The sequence below is a fragment of the Myxococcus faecalis genome, assembly GCF_050039385.1.
In the GTDB taxonomy this organism is placed as follows: domain Bacteria; phylum Myxococcota; class Myxococcia; order Myxococcales; family Myxococcaceae; genus Myxococcus; species Myxococcus fulvus.
Genome location: NZ_CP144336.1, coordinates 4,278,297 through 4,294,704 on the forward strand (window position 1 = coordinate 4,278,297; position 16,408 = coordinate 4,294,704).

Here is a 16,408-nt window from a genome sequence, read left to right on the forward strand (position 1 = left end):
GCGCTATGAAGGGCGAATGAGTGCTCGACCTGCCTGGCACCTGAGCCTGTGGTGTTACGTCCTGGTCTTGCTTCAGGCGGGCTGCGGAGCCACCACCGTCAATCTTCGTGACTGGGGGAGCATCCACGTCACGACGGACGAAGACACTGCGGGGGCATTCCTGCCCGACGAAGCAGCCGATGGCACAGGCCGGGCCGAATTCGAGCAGCCGGAAGCGTACTGCGCCTCACGAACCGATACTGCGTGCGAGAGCGCGGGTATGAGACCGCCGCTTCGGCGAGGGCCCGGAGCACGCCCGTGGCGACGCCCTCCTCTGCTCACCCCGACGCTGACACCGCAACAGAGTCAGCTCCAGGCGCATCGGCTGGCGAACCTTCAAGTCGTCCAGCAGGCACGACAGCTCTATGCCCAGCGGCTCAAGGAAGCCCAGGCCCGCTATCCGAATAGCGCCGGATTCCAGGAGCACCATCTGGTCCCGCTGTATCTGGGCGGCGCCAAATCAGGTGCGACCTACCGACTGCCGACCGCGTACCACAAAGCCATCACCCAGGCCTTTCGCGAGCGCTGGGCCTATGGTCAGGAGCGACCTGCTCCGGACAAGCTCCAGCTCCTCCTGGTCCAGGTCTACTCCCAGCATCCCATTCCCCAGCTCATCGGACTGCAGCCCTAGCTCATGCGCGAAACCATCGAGCTCCGTGTCGAGGAAGCCGAAGCATCGCGACTCTTCCGCGGTGATGAGGGTGTCGTGCTGCCGAGTGGCACGGTGCGCAAGCTGACACTCCCCACGGATGATGAGCGCATTCCACGCATCCGTGAACTCGACCGCGCCCTGCGACAGCAGGGCAAGTTGTTCTTCTCGGGCTGGCGCCTCCTGCGCCACTACACGCCCAAGGAGCTGAAGTCCGCCGAGTTGCTCGAGCTGCGCCTGGATGCGGTCTTCGAGCCCTCCGGTGAGGAGTGCGGCACTCACTACGACGAGTCCACCGCCTGCGCGCTCTGCGGAGCAGGCGCCAGACAGGTCACGGACCTGCACCTCGACCCGCGCCGGATTCCCCAGCGCGCGGACCTCGCGCGAACCCTCGCCCACGAGTGGGTCATCTCCGCTCGGCTCGCGGACCTCTGGCGAGCGCATGGAATCACAGGCGCGGACTTCCGCCCCATCCGGCGCGCAGGCCCGAAAGCCGAACCCGTGAAGGAGTGGCACCAGCTCGTCGTGACAGCCCATCCCCTGGACCTCCTGCCTGCGACTCGCACGGGCAATGACCCATTCGACCTCGACGAGGACAACGCGCAACGTTGCCCCAGGGGACACATCGTCGGCCTGAACATCCTCTCCGAGCTGTCCCTCCGACGCGGAGACCACGACGGCAGCGACCTGACCTGCACCCGTCAGCACGTGGGCATGCGTAGCGGAGTCCTGCGTCCTCACCCGCTCCTGCTCATGTCCCCGAAGCTGCACGCGCTCCTGGAGGAGCAGAAGGTGAAGCGCCTGGACATCCAGGTCGCCCACCTCGCGTAGCCACTACCAGCGCCGCTCCGGCTCCATCGCCGTGGGCCGGCGCTTGTCCGTGGGCGTCAGCGCATCCGCGGGCGAGCAGCGGCACACCTCACAGCCCCGGTCGCGGTCCATGGAACACTCCGTGCCCGTGATGCACGAGAGATTCCGCGACTCCTCACAGCGCGTGTCGCCCTTCTTCTCCTCACGCTGGCCCCCGTGGGAACACCCCACCAGGGCCACCGCCATCGACACCGCCGCGAACCACCCGAGCGCCTCGCCTCGCATCATCACGCTGCCCTCCTGAGCTACGCCCCCGGCGCCGGCTCCTCCGCCGTCGCGCCGTGCTTGCGCCGCCAGCGCTCCACCAGCAGCAACAGCGACGGGAACCCCAACAGCACAATCACCAGGTTCAACCCGAACCCCAGATTCGCCAGGTCGCCAATCGAGTTCAACCCCGGGTGCTTCGCCAACACCAGCGCCACGAAGCCAATCGCGCTCGTCAGCAGGCCGCCGGTAATCGCCCGCCCCGTCTCCGCGTACACGGAGATGAAGTCCGCCCCCGGCTCACCCAACCGCTGCACCAGGTGCACGCCCGCGTCCACCGTGGTCCCCACCAGCACCGGCAGCACCATGATGTTCAGGTAGTTGAACTGCAAATCCAAGAGCGCCATCAGCCCCACCAGCCCCGCCACCGACAAGAGCGTGGGCACCATGCAGATGAGCGCCGTGCGCAGCTTCCCCAGCGTCAGCCACATCGCCGCCAGCACGCTCAACACCGCCGCCGCCAGGATGCGCGGCCCCTCGCGCGACACCATGTCCAGGATGTCCGCCAGGATGAGCGCCTCACCCGCCGCCGACACCTGACTGCCGTCCGGCATCTGCAGCCCGCGCACCTCCTTGGAGAAGCGCCGCGTCCCCTCACCGTCCGACAGGCTCACCCCGCCGCCCGCGTACACCAGCACCACGCCGCCCGTGCTCCCATCCAGGCTCTCGAACTGGTGACGCACGCTCGCCGGCAGCTCCGCCTGCGTGAAGGGCTTCGCCTTCGACATGTTCAACGCCCGCGCCAGCGCCACCCGCGTGTCCTCCGGCAGCCGCTCCGGGTCCAGCTTCTCCAGCCGCGTCCGGATGGCCTCCAGCACCGCCTGCTTCTCCGGCTGCTGCCGGGGCACCAGGTCCTCCAGCGCCCCCACGAAGTCGATGGTGGACTCCTTGCCCCGAGCCGCCTTGCGCGCCTCGAGCTGCCGCACCACCTCGCGCTCCATGTCCTGCGAGTCCGTCAGCACCACCACCGGCGTCTGCGAGTAGCCCAGGATGTTGTTCACCTTCTGGTCCAGCACCGCCGACGCCTGCTTGTAGTCCTCCAACGTGCGCGAGTCGTAGTTGAACGAGATGCGGTACGCCTGCGAGATGAGCACCACCACGCCCACCCCAATCACCACCGCCACCCCGCGGTAGGAGCGCGGCAGCCAGCGCCCCAGGAGCGCCATGGGCCCCGCCCCCTCCTCCTGCGTGCGCGGCGCCCACCCGAAGCGCGACGCCATCCCCAGCAGCGCCGGCAGGATGAGCACGTACGCGAAGATGCTCACCAGCATGCCCACCGCCGCGATGATGCCGAACTCGCGAAACGCCCTGAACTCCGACATCGCCAGGCTCAGGAACGTCAGCGCCGCCACCAGCGCCGCGATGAGCGCGGAGAAGCCTGTGTGCCGGAAGGACTCCTGCACCGCCGCCTCGGAGGTCATCCCCTCCGAGCGCAACGTCCCGTATCTCCCCAGCAGATGGATGCCGTGCTCCACGCCCAGGCCGCCGAGCACCGCCGCCAGAAAGCCCGTCAGCAGATTCACCTGCCCGTACGCCAGGCCCACGAAGCCGTACGTCCACCCCAGGCCCGCCATCACCGGCACCATGGTGAGCACCACCGACAGCGCGCTGCGGAAGTGGAACACCAGGTAGACCACCAGCAACACCATGGCCAGCGTGGACGCCCGCGCCAGATCACTCACGATGACGCGCTGCTGGTCGATCTTCTTCTTGAAGGTCCCCGTCACCGCCGTCTTGAAGCCCGGCCCGTACTTCGACAGGTCCTGCGTCGCCAGGAACTCCTCCACCTGCGTGACGACCTTCTTCGAGTAGTTCAGGTCCGCGGCGCTGCCCTTGGGCTTCGCCATCAGCACCACCATCCGCTCCGTCGTGTCCAGGTAGTACAGGTCCCCCTGGCCCGACAGGCGCTGGTTGGCGCGGCCCGTGTACTTCTGCTCGATGTCGGAGAAGTCCACCGACGGCGCGGGCTCCTCGTCCAGCCGGACGAAGAGCGGGTTGGCCTGCTCCTTCTCCCACGCGATGCGCGCGTCGATGCGGCCCTGAATCGTCTTCAGGTCCTCCAGGTCGACGTAATACAGCGCGTGCTCGTTGAAGAACTCGCTGGGCCGCTGCGAGTTGACGTAGCGGATCTCCGACAGCTGCGCGAGCTTCGGCGACAGGTCATCCACGAAGCGCTTGAGCGCCTCGGGCTCCGCCCCCATCCCCACCACCACCACGTTGCCCTGGCCACCGAAGCGCTTGCGCATCTTCTCGATGTCCTGGACGCTCGGGAACGACTTGGGCAGCAGGCCCACGAAGTCCGCGCTGAGGGTCAGGTTCCTGGCGAAGTACGCACCCAGGAGCGTCAGCACCACCGCCACCACCACCGCATGCATCGGACGCCGATGGCTTCGCGCGGCGAGTTGGCCCATCGCCCCCTCGAACCGCTCCGACCAACGCTTCTCACCCATGTTGCGACACCTGCTGTGTTGTTTTCGGGCCGACCCGCGGCCCACCTTGGGCATGCGCCAACCGGGGAGTCAACGCGTTTATGCCGTAAGCCGGAATGTAAGGCCCCGAATGACTTTCCCTCTGTAACAGGCCCCCACGTCCCCCGCTCGACTGTCCGCACGGCCGCCTGCGGGCTCGTGACGCCCACGGCCCTGCGTCGCGCATCTGGACCGCGCGCACCGGGCCCGAAGGCCTCCTGGAGGGCAGACGGCCGAGCGGCGCGGACTGCACACCCCGCGCCGCGTCCCCAGGTTCCCGCCCACATGGGGCCGCTCTCGCGGACACCCGAGGGAGGGGAAGCCGTGCCACCTTCCACGCCGTCGGACTTCTCCGGGGGTGGGAGGCTGGGACGCCCGCGCGACGGATGGACTCGGAGCCGACCACATCGACGCAGGGAGAGCGCCGTTGGATGCAGCGCGTGGAGCGGGGGCTCGGCGCCCTGGCCGCGCGCAGCCACCGGCGGCCGGTGCTCGCGCTGGGCCTGGCGGTGCTGCTCGCGGCGGTGGGAGGAGTGCTGTCGCTCAAGCTCCGCCTCAACGCCAACCTGGTGGACCTGCTTCCCCGCTCCTTCGAGAGCGTCCAGGACCTGGGGGAGCTGGAGTCGCGCTTCGGCGCGCTCGGCTGGGTGGCGGTGGTGGGCGAGGGAGGCGACGCCGAGTCGCTGCGCCGCTTCGCCGATGACCTGGCGCCCCAGCTGGAGAAGCTGCCGGGCATCCGCTTCGTGGAGAAGGAGCGCACGGGGGCCTTCTTCCGCGACAGGGCGCTCTACTTCCTGTCGGAGGAGGACCTGAAGGAGGTCCACCGTCGGCTCGCCGCGCGGCTGGCGTGGGAGCGGCAGCGGGCCAATCCGCTCTACGTGCCGCTGGTGGACGAGCCGGAGCCGTCGCTCGACTTCTCCGACCTGGAGGCGAAGTACGGCGGCGCGGCCGGACAGAAGCTGTCGGGCGCCCAGGACGACTACTACCTGGACGCCAAGGCCGGGCGCGTCGTCGTGCTGGCCAAGCCGGAGACCACGTCCGCGGACCTGGCCTACTCGCGGCGAATCGTCGACGAGGTGCGCGGGCTCATCGACGCGCAGGACCTGTCGAAGTACGGCCCCGGCTTCCGGGTGGACATCACCGGCACCTTCCAGAAGAAGCTGGACCAGCAGCAGCAGATTGTCCGCGACATCGCCGTGTCGTCCGCCGTGGCCACGGCGCTGATGCTGCTCTACCTGCTCTTCCACTTCCGCAGCCCGGTGGCGGTGGGGCTGGTGCTGACGCCGGTGGGCGCGGGGCTCGCGTGGACGTACGGGCTGGTCGCGCTCCTGTATGGCCAGGTGAATCTGCTGACGGGCTTCCTCGGCGCCATCCTCGGGGGCCTGGGCGTCGAGCACGGCATCCACCTGCTGGGCCGCTATCTCCAGCTGCGCACGCAGGGAGAGGACTCCGAGCGGGCCACGCGCGAGTCCTTCACGCACACGGGCGGCGCGGCGCTGGTGTCCGCGCTGGTGGCGGCGCTCACCTTCTTCGTGCTGGGCACGTCCCGCTTCCGAGCGTTCCGCGAGTTCGGCGTCATCGCCGGCATCGGCATGCTGGTGCTCGTCGCGGCGTACGTGCTGGTGCTGCCGGCGCTGCTGGGGCTGACGGCGCGCCTCGGCTGGCGGCCGCGACACGCGCGCGTCGCGCCGCGCGAGTCCTCGATGGGCCGGGTGCTGGTGCGCCACCGCGTGGCCATCACCGCCATCTCCGCGGTGGTGCTGGTGGGGCTCTTCTCCCAGGTGCCTCGGGTGCGCTTCGACTACAACTTCGGGACGCTCGAGGACCAGGACCTGCCGTCGTTCGTCCTGGACCGACAGGTCAACGACATCATCGGCTACTCGCAGACGCCCGTGGTGGTGCTCACGCGGGACGAGCAGGAGGAGCACGCGATGGCGTCCGCGCTCGCCCGGCGTCAGCGGGAGCGGGGCAAGGACTCCACCATCGACTTCGTGGCCTCGCTGTCCTCGCTGGTGCCCCGGGACCAGCCGAGCAAACAGGTGGTGCTGCGCGACATCCACGCGCTGCTCGAGAACGTCCCGGAGGAGCGGCTGTCCGCGGAGCAGCGCGCGCAGGTGGCGCAGCTGCGTCGGCAGACCCAGGCGCCGCCCTTCACGCTCGCGGACCTGCCGGCGAGCGTGCGGCAGCAGTTCACCGGACGCGAGGGGACGACGGGTGGCTTCGTGCTGGTGTACCCGGCGGTGAACCAGTCGGACGGCCAGGCCGTGCGAGCGCTGGCGCGCGAGATTCGCGGCGTCACGCCCCCGGGAGGCGGACGCGTGTCCGCGGCGGGCGAGTCCATGGTGATGGCGGACATCCTGGACATGGTGACGCACGAGGCGCCGCTCATCCTCGGAGGCGCGACGCTGGCGGTGCTGCTCGCCATGTGGATGACCCTGGGAGGGCTGCGCATGGCGGTGCTGTGCCTGCTGCCCACGGTGGTGTCCTTGCTGGCCTTGATTGGCCTGATGCCGGTGGTGGGGTTGGAGTTCAACTATCTGAACATCCTCATCATCCCCGTGCTCATCGGGACCACGGTGGACGCGGGCGTGCATCTGCTGACACGGCTGGCGTCGCCGGGCAGCGACTTCGTGGCGGTGTACTCGGAGACGGGCCGTGCCATCGCGGGCGGCCTGCTCACGAGCGCCATGGGGTTCGGCGCGCTCTTCCTGGCCAGGCATCCAGGCCTGAACTCGGTGGGGGCACTGGCCAGTCTGGGATTCGCCACCAATCTACTGGTCATGCTGGTGGCGTTCCCCGCGCTGCTGTTGGTCCTGACGGCGCGGGGGCACCGCAAGCGGCGAGCGCGGTTGGACTCGGAGGTGAAGGAGAGGGCGGCGGCGGGGGGCACGGGGCCCGAGCACGCGACGCCTTGAGCTGAAGCAACACATACCCACGAACGGAGGCGGCAATGGTGAAGCACATGAGGCGGTGGATGTGGGCGGGTGCCATGGCGGGGACCCTGGCGCTGGGCACGGCTTGCAGCGCGACGGAAGCGCCGGTGATGGTGGCCCAGGCGGACCCCAGCACCACGACGAGTGAGCCCGCGACGGGCGGCTCGGGCACGACGACGACGACGCCCAGCCCCACCACGACGGACCCGATGACGCAGGACCCGACGCAGTCGACGCCGGGCACGGTGCCGAGCACGCCGGACACGAACCCGGGCAGCACCACGACGATGCCGGGTGACACCACGACGGCTCCGGGCAGCACGACCACGGCGCCCGGCAGCCTGCCCACATTCGACGGCGACGCGGGCATGGGCGGCTCGGGCCCCACCACCGTGCCGGGCCCCGCGGACGACAACGCCTCCGGCACCTTCACGCCGCCCGCGGGTGGCTCGGTGCTGGACGGCGGCACGTACTGACGTCCGCTCGCGCCTGAGCGCGACCTGAGGGAGCGGAGGGCGACTCGCTGGAGACGTCTTCCGCTCCCGTCGCGTGGCCCAGGCACAGGCTCGACGCTGGACAGCCCCCCGCGCGCCTGCTTTGTCGCGAAGCCGATGCAGACCCAGACGCCCCGCATCCTCTCGCTCCACATCGGCATGCCCCGCGAGCTCGGCACGCCCGGCGCCGCCGACCCGATGGAGCGGCCGTGGACCAGCGGCATCCACAAGCAGCCCGTGACGGGGCCCGTGTGGCTCACCCGCACGGGGCTCACCGGTGACGGCCAGGCGGACCTGCGCGTGCACGGAGGCCCCGAGAAGGCCGTGCTCGCCTACGCCGCGTCACACCATGCCTTCTGGCGCGAGCAGCTCGGCCGCGAGGACCTGGGCCCGGGCGCCTTCGGCGAGAACTGGGTCGTCTCCGGCGGCGCGGAGGAGAGCGTCTGCATCGGCGACGTGCTGAAGGTCGGCACCGCCGTGGTGCAGGTGTCCCAGCCAAGACAGCCCTGCTGGAAGCCCGCGCGGCGCTGGCGCCACAAGGAGCTGGCGCTGCTGATCCAACGCACCGGCCGCACCGGCTGGTACTTCCGCGTCCTCCAGGAGGGCGAGGTCCGCGCGGGAGACGTGTTGGAGCTCGTGGAGCGTCCCCACCCCCGCTTCACCGTCACCTTCGCCAACCAGGCCATGCACGAGCAGCGGCCCGAGGACGCCGCGGCCCTGGCCGACTGTCTCCTGCTCACCCCCAGGTGGCGCGAGTCCCTGCACCGCCGCGCCCAGGGGAATCGGGGAGACGACGCCCCCCGGCTCACCGGCCCCAACAGCGACGGCTGAGCCGCGCGAAGCGGCGCTCGAAGGACCTCCGGAAACGCCCTGTCTCGACACCACCTCGAGACGCGCGACGCCTGGGACAGGCGTCAATCACAAACACTCCACCCCGCACCTCGGGACGGTATCGAGACGGCGGCCGCCTCCCCGTGCGGGTGACAAATGACAGTCCCGCCCCGACAAGTCGTCCCCACGTCGGGCCCCCGCCGTCGTCAGGAGAGCAGGCAGCCGGAGGAGCGTCCCCTGCACACCGCGTTCCGGCTGCTCACGTTCCCGGCCAGCAGCAGCCAGCCACAACCACCGCAGCACTCCAGAACTTTCCAATGAGGGGAACCACCATGAAGAAGTTCATGAAGACGAAGGTCGTGTTGGGTTCGCTCGCCGCCGGCGCGCTCATGTTCAGCACCGCGTGCAAGTCCGACTCGAGCGCCAAGCGCGACGACACCACGGCGCCCACGACGACGGACACGGGCACCACGACGGGCACGGACACGACGACGACGCCTCCGACCGGCACCACCCAGGACCCGGGCACGGGCGGCACGGGCATGGATGACCCGACGATGAGCCCGCCGCCCGCCACGGACCCCACGTTGGACCCGGGCACCGGTGGCACCGGCGTGGACGACCCGTCCATGAGCCCGCCGCCCTCCACTGGTGACACGCCGGTGAGCCCGCCCACGGGCATGGACCCGTCGACGGACCCGGGCACCGGCGGCTCCGGCACGCTGGACCCCGCCGATGACACCGCCGTGGACCCCGGCACCACGGGCGACGGCGACCTGACGGCGCCCGACTCCAGCAACCGCGAGGACCCGTACGCTCCGGACGCCCTGCCCCGTGAGCCCGAGTCCGGCCGCTAGGCAAAGCCCCCTGCCCAGGCGCTGACCGTGGCGCCAAGGCGAGTGGAGCTCCGGATGCCCGCGCCCCGACCGGCGCGGGCCTCTGTGTTTCCGGCCGACCCGGGGACGCGCCCACCCCTTCACGACCGCGCAACGACAGCAGGCCCACGCCCCGACTCGGGCATGGGCCTGCTCGCCGCGCGTCACGCTGTCGACGCTCAGCTCACGCTGACGCCGGGATAGCGCCCGGGCGTCGTCTGAGGCTCGATGATGCGCGGGGTGTCATCCACGCCCGGCGTCCCACCTGGCCCCGTGTTCGGGTCCAGCGTCTTGGGGGCACGACGCCTGGGCTCGTCCTCGGCGCCAGCGTCATGCTTGGGGATGGTGGGGAGGTTCTCGGTCGGAATCTTCAACACGTCCTTCTTGCTCATGACGGCCTCCTTTCCCGCAAGGTGATGTCCCCAGTGCCTGCGGGCAGCATGCGCCTGCTTGAATGGTGGCCCCGGCCTTGGCAGCGTCCTCTCCGGATAACCTCGCAACCCGGAGTATTCACGCCATGCGCCGTCTCCTCGCGGTCCTCGCCCTCCTCCAGCTCACCGCCTGCGCCACCACGCACACCAACGACCCGCAGAACCCGACGCCGCCGGTGCCGCGTCCCGTCCCGCCCGACGCCAGCGAGGCGCGCCGCCTGGGCACCGAGGCCGACAAGCTGCTCGAGGACGGCCGCTACGAGGACGCGCTCTTCCTCTACCGCCGCGCGTGGAACGACGGCTTCCGCCACCCCGACGGGCTCTATTACGCGGGCGTCATCGCCGCGCGCGCCGGCAGCCTCGACGAGTGCATCGTCTGGCTGGAGCGCGCCGCCGACGAGGGCTTCTCCGCCACCCAGTCCCTCACCACCGAGCCCTCGCTCGAGGCCGTGCGCACCCACGCCGCCTGGAGCCGCATCGCCGAGAAGGTCGCCGCCAACGCCCGCAAGGACGCCCCGGCCGCCACCACCCAGAACTGACGCTTCACCCTTCTTGAAAAACTGAATCACCATTCACCTTCCGCGCCCGCACTCACCGGGGCGCGGAAGACCCGGCACCTCGCCTTGGCCCGTCCACACGGCAGCCGAGCGAGCCAGCGCTCCGTCGCGCACTCGGGCCTTCGCGCGACGTGGAGCACGGGCCGGCCGGCACACCGGGTCGGTGGCACCTTCAGCGTGAAACGCGCTTTCCTGACAAGGCGCGGAGACATGCCCGGTCCCCGATGCGCGGGGGGCCCCGAACCCAAGAGAGGCGTGATGAGTTTGAAGTTGCTGCTGGCCGGCTGGCGTGGGGGGGACGCACCGCACTCGCCGACATCCGAGAACGCGCGCACGTGGCTGGGTCAGGTCGAGCGTTGGTTCCAGATGAATGTGTCGGAGTGGCTGGAGAGCAGTCGCTTCGGGACCGGTCCCCGAGGCGCGCCGCAGCTGCGGCTGCGGCTGCATCCGGCCGCGGGCGAGGTCTCGTTCCTCGCGGCCAGCGGCTCGCGCGTGGTCATCTCCGCGGAGACCTCCGCGGTGGGCCCCGGCTACCACGTGTTCCTGTGCGACACGCTCAAGGCCCTGGGCCAGGCGCTCGACATCCAGTGGGTGCAGGCCGACGACACGTTGGACGTCGGAGACCCCACGGGCTACTTCCACACGGGCGACGCGGGGCCGGTGGAGGTCTACATGCTGGCGTGGCTGCAGGAGACGGTGGCCCAGGTGCTGCGCATGCGCAGCCTGGGTGAGTCCGGCTTCTCCATGTCCCTGCGCTTCGGCCACATGTTCGAGCACCCCGGCGCGCTGCTCACGCCGCTGGGGCCTCGCGACGAGCGCTGGATGCGGCGTGTGTACGAAGACCCGCGCGTGGGCATGGACGTGTTCCCCTGGTGGCGACAGGGCGTCGGCGCGCACGCGCGGCTGGGGCGCGCCTTGTGTCGGCTGTGGACGGAGGTGGTGTGGCGCCCGCCGCTGCTCGAGGAGGAGCGGCGGCTGTTGCGCGACGTGGCCCGCTCGCTGGAGCTGGCGTGGCGCGAGGACCCGGAGCTGGCCTACCCCTGGCGCGAGTGGCGCGAGGTGCTCGGCTACCTGGGCGTGGGCGGCACGCTGGCGGAGACGGTCCATCACCACGCGGACCACCACGGGGCGCGCGGCCCGTCCATCGGCTACCGGCGCGGGGCGGTGCAGGTGGCGCTGCCGGCGGGCTGGGAGATCCGCATCCCCGGCTCGCTGGCGGAGGCGCATCTGGAGGACGGGACGTGGGTGGCCCGGGACCATCGGCGAAGTGTCCGATTCGTGCCACTCGAGGACGACGCGGAGGAGCACTTCGCCACCACCACGGCCGAGCGCCGCGCGCTGGAGCTGGAGTACCAGGGCGAGCGGGTGAGCGGCCGCGCGTCGCTGCACATGGAGCCGGGCGAGTGCCGGCTGACGGCCCTGTGCAGCTCCGGGCGCCACCGGGCGCTGTGCGTGGTGAGCTTCGCGGACCCGGAGGAGGAGGACTGGGCCCTGGGGACATGGCGCTCGCTGGACCACGCCGCCGCGGCCTGACGCTTGCCGGTCCGACAGGGCCATCCCACATTCAGCGGGCATTTTCCTTGAGAGGAATCGAGAGCCTGTATGAGCAGGGAGGTCTGGCCGGGCAAGCCCTGGCCGCGCGGCGCCACGTTCGATGGCACCGGAGTCAACTTCGCCGTCTTCTCCCAGGCGGCGACCCGCATCGAGGTCTGCCTCTACGATTCGGCGAACCCGACGCGCGAAATCGAACGTTTCACGCTGCCGGAGGCGACGGACTTCGTCCACCACGGCTACGTCCCCGGCCTGGAGCCCGGGACGCTCTACGGCCTGCGGGTGCACGGCCCCTACGAGCCCACCAAGGGCCACCGCTGCAATCCGCACAAGCTGCTGGTGGACCCGTACGCCAAGGCCCTGTACGGCGAGGTGGACTGGAAGCAGCCGGTCTTCGGCTATCCGCTGGGCCACGCGCAGCAGGACCTGGCGCGCGACGAGCGCGACAGCGCGGCGGGCGTGCCCAAGAGCGTGGTGGTGAGCGACTCCTTCGACTGGGGCGATGACCGCCGGCCGGAGATTCCCTGGCGCAAGACGGTCATCTACGAGGCCCACGTGCGCGGCCTCACCATGCGCCACCCGGAGGTGCCCGAGCACCTGCGCGGCACGTACGCGGGCCTGGCCTCACCGCCCATCATCGAGCATTTGAAGAAGCTGGGCGTCACGTCGGTGGAGCTGCTCCCCATCCACGCCTTCGCGGACGACTCGTTCCTGGACGACAAGAAGCTGTCCAACTTCTGGGGCTACAACACGCTCGGCTTCTTCGCGCCGGAGCAGTACTACGCGAGCCGCAAGACGCCGGGCAGCGCGGTGGCCGAGTTCAAGGCCATGGTGCGCGCGCTGCACGCCGCGGGGCTCGAGGTCATCCTCGACGTGGTCTACAACCACACGTGCGAGGGCAACCACCTGGGGCCCACGCTGTCGCTCAAGGGCATCGACAACGCCAGCTACTACTGGCTGATGCCGGACGCGCGCTACTACCTGGACTTCACCGGGTGCGGCAACAGCGTCAACGCGTCCAACCCGAACGGCGCCCGGCTCATCGTCGACAGCCTGCGCTACTGGGTGGACGAGATGCACGTGGACGGCTTCCGCTTCGACCTGGCCACGGTGCTGGGGCGCACGGGCGAGGGCGGCTTCGACCCGAGGGCGGCGCTGTTCCAGATTCTCCAGCAGGACCCGGTGCTCAGCCGGGTGAAGCTCATCGCGGAGCCGTGGGACGTGGGGCTCGGCGGCTACCAGGTGGGCGGCTTCCCCGCGCCGTGGCGCGAGTGGAACGGCAAGTACCGCGACGCGCTGAGGCGCTACTGGAAGGGCGACGAGAACCTCGCCGGCGAGGTGGGCTACCGGCTCACGGGCAACTCGGACCTGTACGCGGAGGCGCGGCGCAAGCCGCAGGCGAGCATCAACTTCGTCACCGCGCACGACGGCTTCACGCTGCACGACCTGGTGACGTACAGCCACAAGCACAACGAGGCCAACGGCGAGCACAACCGCGACGGCGCGGACGACAACCAGTCCTGGAACTGCGGCGTGGAGGGTGAGACGGACGACCCGGGCGTCGTCTCGCTGCGCGAGCGCCAGAAGCGAAACCTCCTGGCCTCGCTGTTCATGTCCACCGGCGTGCCGATGATTGTCGCGGGCGACGAGATGGGGCGCACGCAGCAGGGCAACAACAACGCCTACTGCCAGGACAACGAGCTGTCGTGGGTGGACTGGTCGCTGGACGAGCGGCGCAAGAAGCTGCTCGCCTTCACGCAGAAGCTCATCCACTTCCGTCACCGGCAGCCGGTGTTGCAGCGCCGCCGCTACTTCAAGGGCGCGCACCTGTGGGACTCCGAGCACAAGGACCTGGCGTGGTTCCGTCCGGACGGCTCGGAGATGAGCGAGGAGGACTGGCAGAAGCCCTTCGTGCGCTCGCTGGCGTTCCTGCTCGGCGGCGACGCCATCCCCACGCCCGACGAGCGCGGCCAGCGCATCATCGGCGACGCGCTGCTGGTGCTGCTCAACGCCCACCACGAGCCGGTGGCCTACACGCTGCCCGCCCTCACGGACGGACAGAAGTGGGAGCTGGAGCTGTACACGGCGGACGATGCGCGGGGCGCGGAGAAGGTGCCCTCCCAAGGCAGGTTCCAGCTGGAGGGGCGCTCGATGGCGGTGTTCCGGCAGGTGGAGCGCTGAAGGAGCGCGGCACCCCGGGCGATGCGTGGCTCGGGGTGCTCGCTTGTCGGCGGACGCGTGCGCGCACGCCTGGAGCGCGATGCGTGCGCGAGTGAAGGCACTTTGCGTCCGAGTGGTCCTTCGACAGTGGACACACGTGAAGGTTCAGCGCGCCCTGGGACTCGGGGCACGGTAGAACGGCCGTCCCCATGCGAGCGAAGCGCCATGTCCCGCGGTAGTCCCCAGGAAGAGGCCGTCCGGGCCATCTACGGGGAGATTGCGTCCGCCTACGAGGCCCTCTTCCCCGTGCTGGGCCGGTACGAGGACCGCGTCGAGCGGTTCCTCACGGACGCGGTGTCCCCGGGCTGCAGGGTGCTCGACGTGGGCTGTGGGCCGGGGCTGCACACCAAGGGCCTGGAGCCCTCCGTGCACGTGGTGGGCACGGACCTGTCGCCGCAGATGCTGGAGCTGGCGCGACAGGCCCGTCCCTCCGGCGAGTGGTACGCGCATGATTACTACCAGCCGTTCCCCGCGGAGTGGGGGCGCTTCCAGGTGGCGCTGGCGTTGGGCTGTCTGGACTTCTGCGACGACCTGCGGCGCGTGCTGCGGCACATCGCGGACATGCTGGCGCCGGGCGGGCGGTTGTTGTTCACCGCGCTGGAGCGCAGGCCCGGCCACGAGGGACACGAGGCCCCCACGCGCGAGGTGCGGACCGCGGGGCCCGCCGTGACGCTGCATTTGTATTCCTTCGAGGAGGCCTCGCGCGCCGTCACGGACGCGGGGCTGGAGCCGCGTGCCTACGTGCATGCCCCCGGGTGGGTTCAGCTCGCCGAGGAGCGGACTTTGTGGTTCGGTTGGTGGGAGGTCGAGCGTCGGTAGTCCCGCGACGTGTCGGGCGACACTGCCCGGTCGGTCAGCCAGGAGCGCACTGCGGATGATGACGGAAGAAGACATCCTGGCGGCGGAGGAGACGCTGCGCCAGGCCATGCTCGCCAGCGACGTGGACATGCTCGACCAGCTCCTCTCCGAGGACCTCGTCTTCGTCAACCACCTGGGACAGGTCTTCAACAAGGATGCGGACCTGGAGGGCCATGGCTCGGGCGCGCTGCGACTCACCCGGCTGGAGCTGGGTCCCCCCGTCATCCGGTTCCTCTCCGCGGGCGCGGTGGTCGTCGTGCAGGCCTCCGTCGCGGGCCAGTCCGCGGGCACCGGGTTCGCCGCGCAGCTGCGCTACACGCGCGTCTGGCAGTGGGTGGACGAGCGCCCCCAGGTGGTCGCCGGCCAGTGCACCGTCATCGTCGACGCGCCGAGCTGAAGTCCCGGGCAGGAGCGCGGCCCCGTGGACACGGCGCCGTGGCTGCCCGGACACATCCGGGGGCCACGCGCGCGCCAGGATGCACACGGACCCGGGCGATGGACTGGCCTGAAGGTTGCCAAGGCGTGCACCGCTCCTCTCTCTCGCGAGACTGAACCCATGACCTCACGCCCGCTTCGCGTCCTCGTTCCCCTTCTCGTGCTGACGCAGTCCTGCACCTCGGCGCCCGTGCGTCCGAACGCCGCGGAGGCGGCGCGGGCGACAGGGGCAGGTGAGTACACGCTCGCGAAGGACATCACGGTGCGGCGCATCGCTCCGGGGGTCTGGATGCACACGACGCTCTCGGACGAGGACTTCGGCTTCGTTCCCGCCAACGGGCTCATCGTCGAGGACGGGGACGGCTCGCTGCTCGTGGACACGGGCTGGAACCAGCAGCAGGCCGAGCAGCTCGTCGACTGGGCCGCGAGCTCGCTGGGCAAGCCCGTCCGCGCGGCCGTGGCGACGCACTTCCACGATGACCGGACCGCGGGCATCCCCGTGCTCGTTGCCAGGGGCATCCCGGTGCACGGCCTGGAGGACACCGTGAGAATCGCGGGGGAGCGCGGCAAGCCGGTGCCCTCGCGCGCCTTCACGGAGGTCGCGACGCTCGGTCCGCTGGAGTTGTTCTTCCCTGGTGCGGGCCACGCGCCCGACAACATCGTGGTGGTGCACCGCGACAGCCAGGTGTTGTTCGGTGGGTGCTTCGTGAAGGACGCGGCGGCGAAGGACCTGGGCAACCTGGGGGACGCCGTGGTCTCCGAGTGGCCCGCGAGCCTCGAGCGTGTGCAGGCGCGCTATCCCGACACGCGCATCATCGTCCCGGGCCATGGCGCTCCGGGTGGCCCTGAGCTGCTGAACCACACCCGCGCCCTGCTCCGCTGAGCCTCCGCATCTCGCGCGCACGAGCAAGGCGCAGGGCTCTCGTCCGGCTG

The 16,408-nt window shown here is 70.4% G+C and carries 15 protein-coding genes; 12 read left to right on the forward strand and 3 right to left on the reverse strand.

Annotation, left to right across the window (positions count from 1 at the left end):
- The first annotated feature begins 259 nt into the window (after nucleotides 1-259).
- Both VZQ01_RS16960 and VZQ01_RS16965 read left to right on the forward strand, forming a co-directional pair.
- Nucleotides 260-670, forward strand: coding sequence for a hypothetical protein (locus VZQ01_RS16960; RefSeq protein ID WP_267698358.1), 411 nt, complete (start codon nucleotides 260-262; stop codon nucleotides 668-670).
- Nucleotides 671-745: 75 nt separating this feature from the next.
- Nucleotides 746-1,519: a hypothetical protein gene (locus VZQ01_RS16965; protein ID WP_223749771.1), complete on the forward strand. Its 774-nt coding sequence runs from the start codon at nucleotides 746-748 to the stop codon at nucleotides 1,517-1,519.
- Nucleotides 1,520-1,522: 3 nt separating this feature from the next.
- Here the strand turns inward: VZQ01_RS16965 and VZQ01_RS16970 are convergent, their stop codons facing one another.
- Both VZQ01_RS16970 and VZQ01_RS16975 read right to left on the reverse strand, forming a co-directional pair.
- Nucleotides 1,523-1,786 (reverse strand): hypothetical protein, encoded by a 264-nt coding sequence (locus tag VZQ01_RS16970; protein WP_223749770.1) that lies wholly within the window; start codon nucleotides 1,784-1,786, stop codon nucleotides 1,523-1,525.
- A 17-nt stretch (nucleotides 1,787-1,803) separates the two neighbouring features.
- A complete protein-coding gene (locus tag VZQ01_RS16975; RefSeq protein ID WP_267698359.1) occupies nucleotides 1,804-4,272 on the reverse strand; it encodes an efflux RND transporter permease subunit in 2,469 nt (822 codons plus the stop codon).
- 449 nt (nucleotides 4,273-4,721) lie between these two features.
- Between VZQ01_RS16975 and VZQ01_RS16980 the strand changes: the two genes are divergently transcribed.
- The 4 genes from VZQ01_RS16980 (at nucleotide 4,722) to VZQ01_RS16995 (ending at nucleotide 9,405) form a co-directional block, all read left to right on the forward strand.
- Nucleotides 4,722-7,205 (forward strand): efflux RND transporter permease subunit, encoded by a 2,484-nt coding sequence (locus tag VZQ01_RS16980; RefSeq protein ID WP_426748374.1) that lies wholly within the window; start codon nucleotides 4,722-4,724, stop codon nucleotides 7,203-7,205.
- Nucleotides 7,206-7,279: 74 nt separating this feature from the next.
- Nucleotides 7,280-7,699, forward strand: a complete 420-nt coding sequence (locus VZQ01_RS16985; RefSeq protein WP_223749767.1) for an Erp protein — start codon at nucleotides 7,280-7,282, stop codon at nucleotides 7,697-7,699.
- Nucleotides 7,700-7,834: 135 nt separating this feature from the next.
- Nucleotides 7,835-8,548 (forward strand): MOSC domain-containing protein, encoded by a 714-nt coding sequence (locus VZQ01_RS16990; protein WP_223749766.1) that lies wholly within the window; start codon nucleotides 7,835-7,837, stop codon nucleotides 8,546-8,548.
- Between the two features lie 332 nt (nucleotides 8,549-8,880).
- Complete coding sequence (locus VZQ01_RS16995; protein WP_223749765.1) at nucleotides 8,881-9,405, forward strand: hypothetical protein; 525 nt, start codon at nucleotides 8,881-8,883, stop codon at nucleotides 9,403-9,405.
- Between the two features lie 197 nt (nucleotides 9,406-9,602).
- On the opposite strand, the gene VZQ01_RS17000 is transcribed toward VZQ01_RS16995, so the two are convergent.
- Nucleotides 9,603-9,815: a hypothetical protein gene (locus tag VZQ01_RS17000; protein ID WP_141324659.1), complete on the reverse strand. Its 213-nt coding sequence runs from the start codon at nucleotides 9,813-9,815 to the stop codon at nucleotides 9,603-9,605.
- 125 nt (nucleotides 9,816-9,940) lie between these two features.
- Between VZQ01_RS17000 and VZQ01_RS17005 the strand changes: the two genes are divergently transcribed.
- The 6 genes from VZQ01_RS17005 to bla all read left to right on the forward strand — a co-directional run bounded on the left by VZQ01_RS17005 (nucleotide 9,941) and on the right by bla (nucleotide 16,358).
- The gene (locus VZQ01_RS17005) at nucleotides 9,941-10,393 is read left to right on the forward strand and encodes a hypothetical protein (protein ID WP_223749764.1); all 453 of its coding nucleotides are present in this window, start codon (nucleotides 9,941-9,943) and stop codon (nucleotides 10,391-10,393) included.
- A 276-nt stretch (nucleotides 10,394-10,669) separates the two neighbouring features.
- Complete coding sequence (locus VZQ01_RS17010; protein WP_223749763.1) at nucleotides 10,670-11,944, forward strand: hypothetical protein; 1,275 nt, start codon at nucleotides 10,670-10,672, stop codon at nucleotides 11,942-11,944.
- Between the two features lie 69 nt (nucleotides 11,945-12,013).
- Nucleotides 12,014-14,143 (forward strand): glycogen debranching protein GlgX, encoded by a 2,130-nt coding sequence (glgX, locus tag VZQ01_RS17015; protein ID WP_267698362.1) that lies wholly within the window; start codon nucleotides 12,014-12,016, stop codon nucleotides 14,141-14,143.
- Between the two features lie 204 nt (nucleotides 14,144-14,347).
- On the forward strand, nucleotides 14,348-15,001 hold the full coding sequence (locus VZQ01_RS17020; protein WP_223749761.1) for a class I SAM-dependent DNA methyltransferase: 654 nt from the start codon (nucleotides 14,348-14,350) through the stop codon (nucleotides 14,999-15,001).
- Between the two features lie 55 nt (nucleotides 15,002-15,056).
- Entirely contained in the window at nucleotides 15,057-15,437 is a 381-nt protein-coding gene (locus tag VZQ01_RS17025; RefSeq protein WP_223749760.1) for a nuclear transport factor 2 family protein, read from the forward strand.
- A gap of 159 nt (nucleotides 15,438-15,596) precedes the next feature.
- Complete coding sequence (bla, locus tag VZQ01_RS17030; RefSeq protein ID WP_426748375.1) at nucleotides 15,597-16,358, forward strand: subclass B1 metallo-beta-lactamase; 762 nt, start codon at nucleotides 15,597-15,599, stop codon at nucleotides 16,356-16,358.
- The last annotated feature ends 50 nt before the right edge of the window (nucleotides 16,359-16,408 follow it).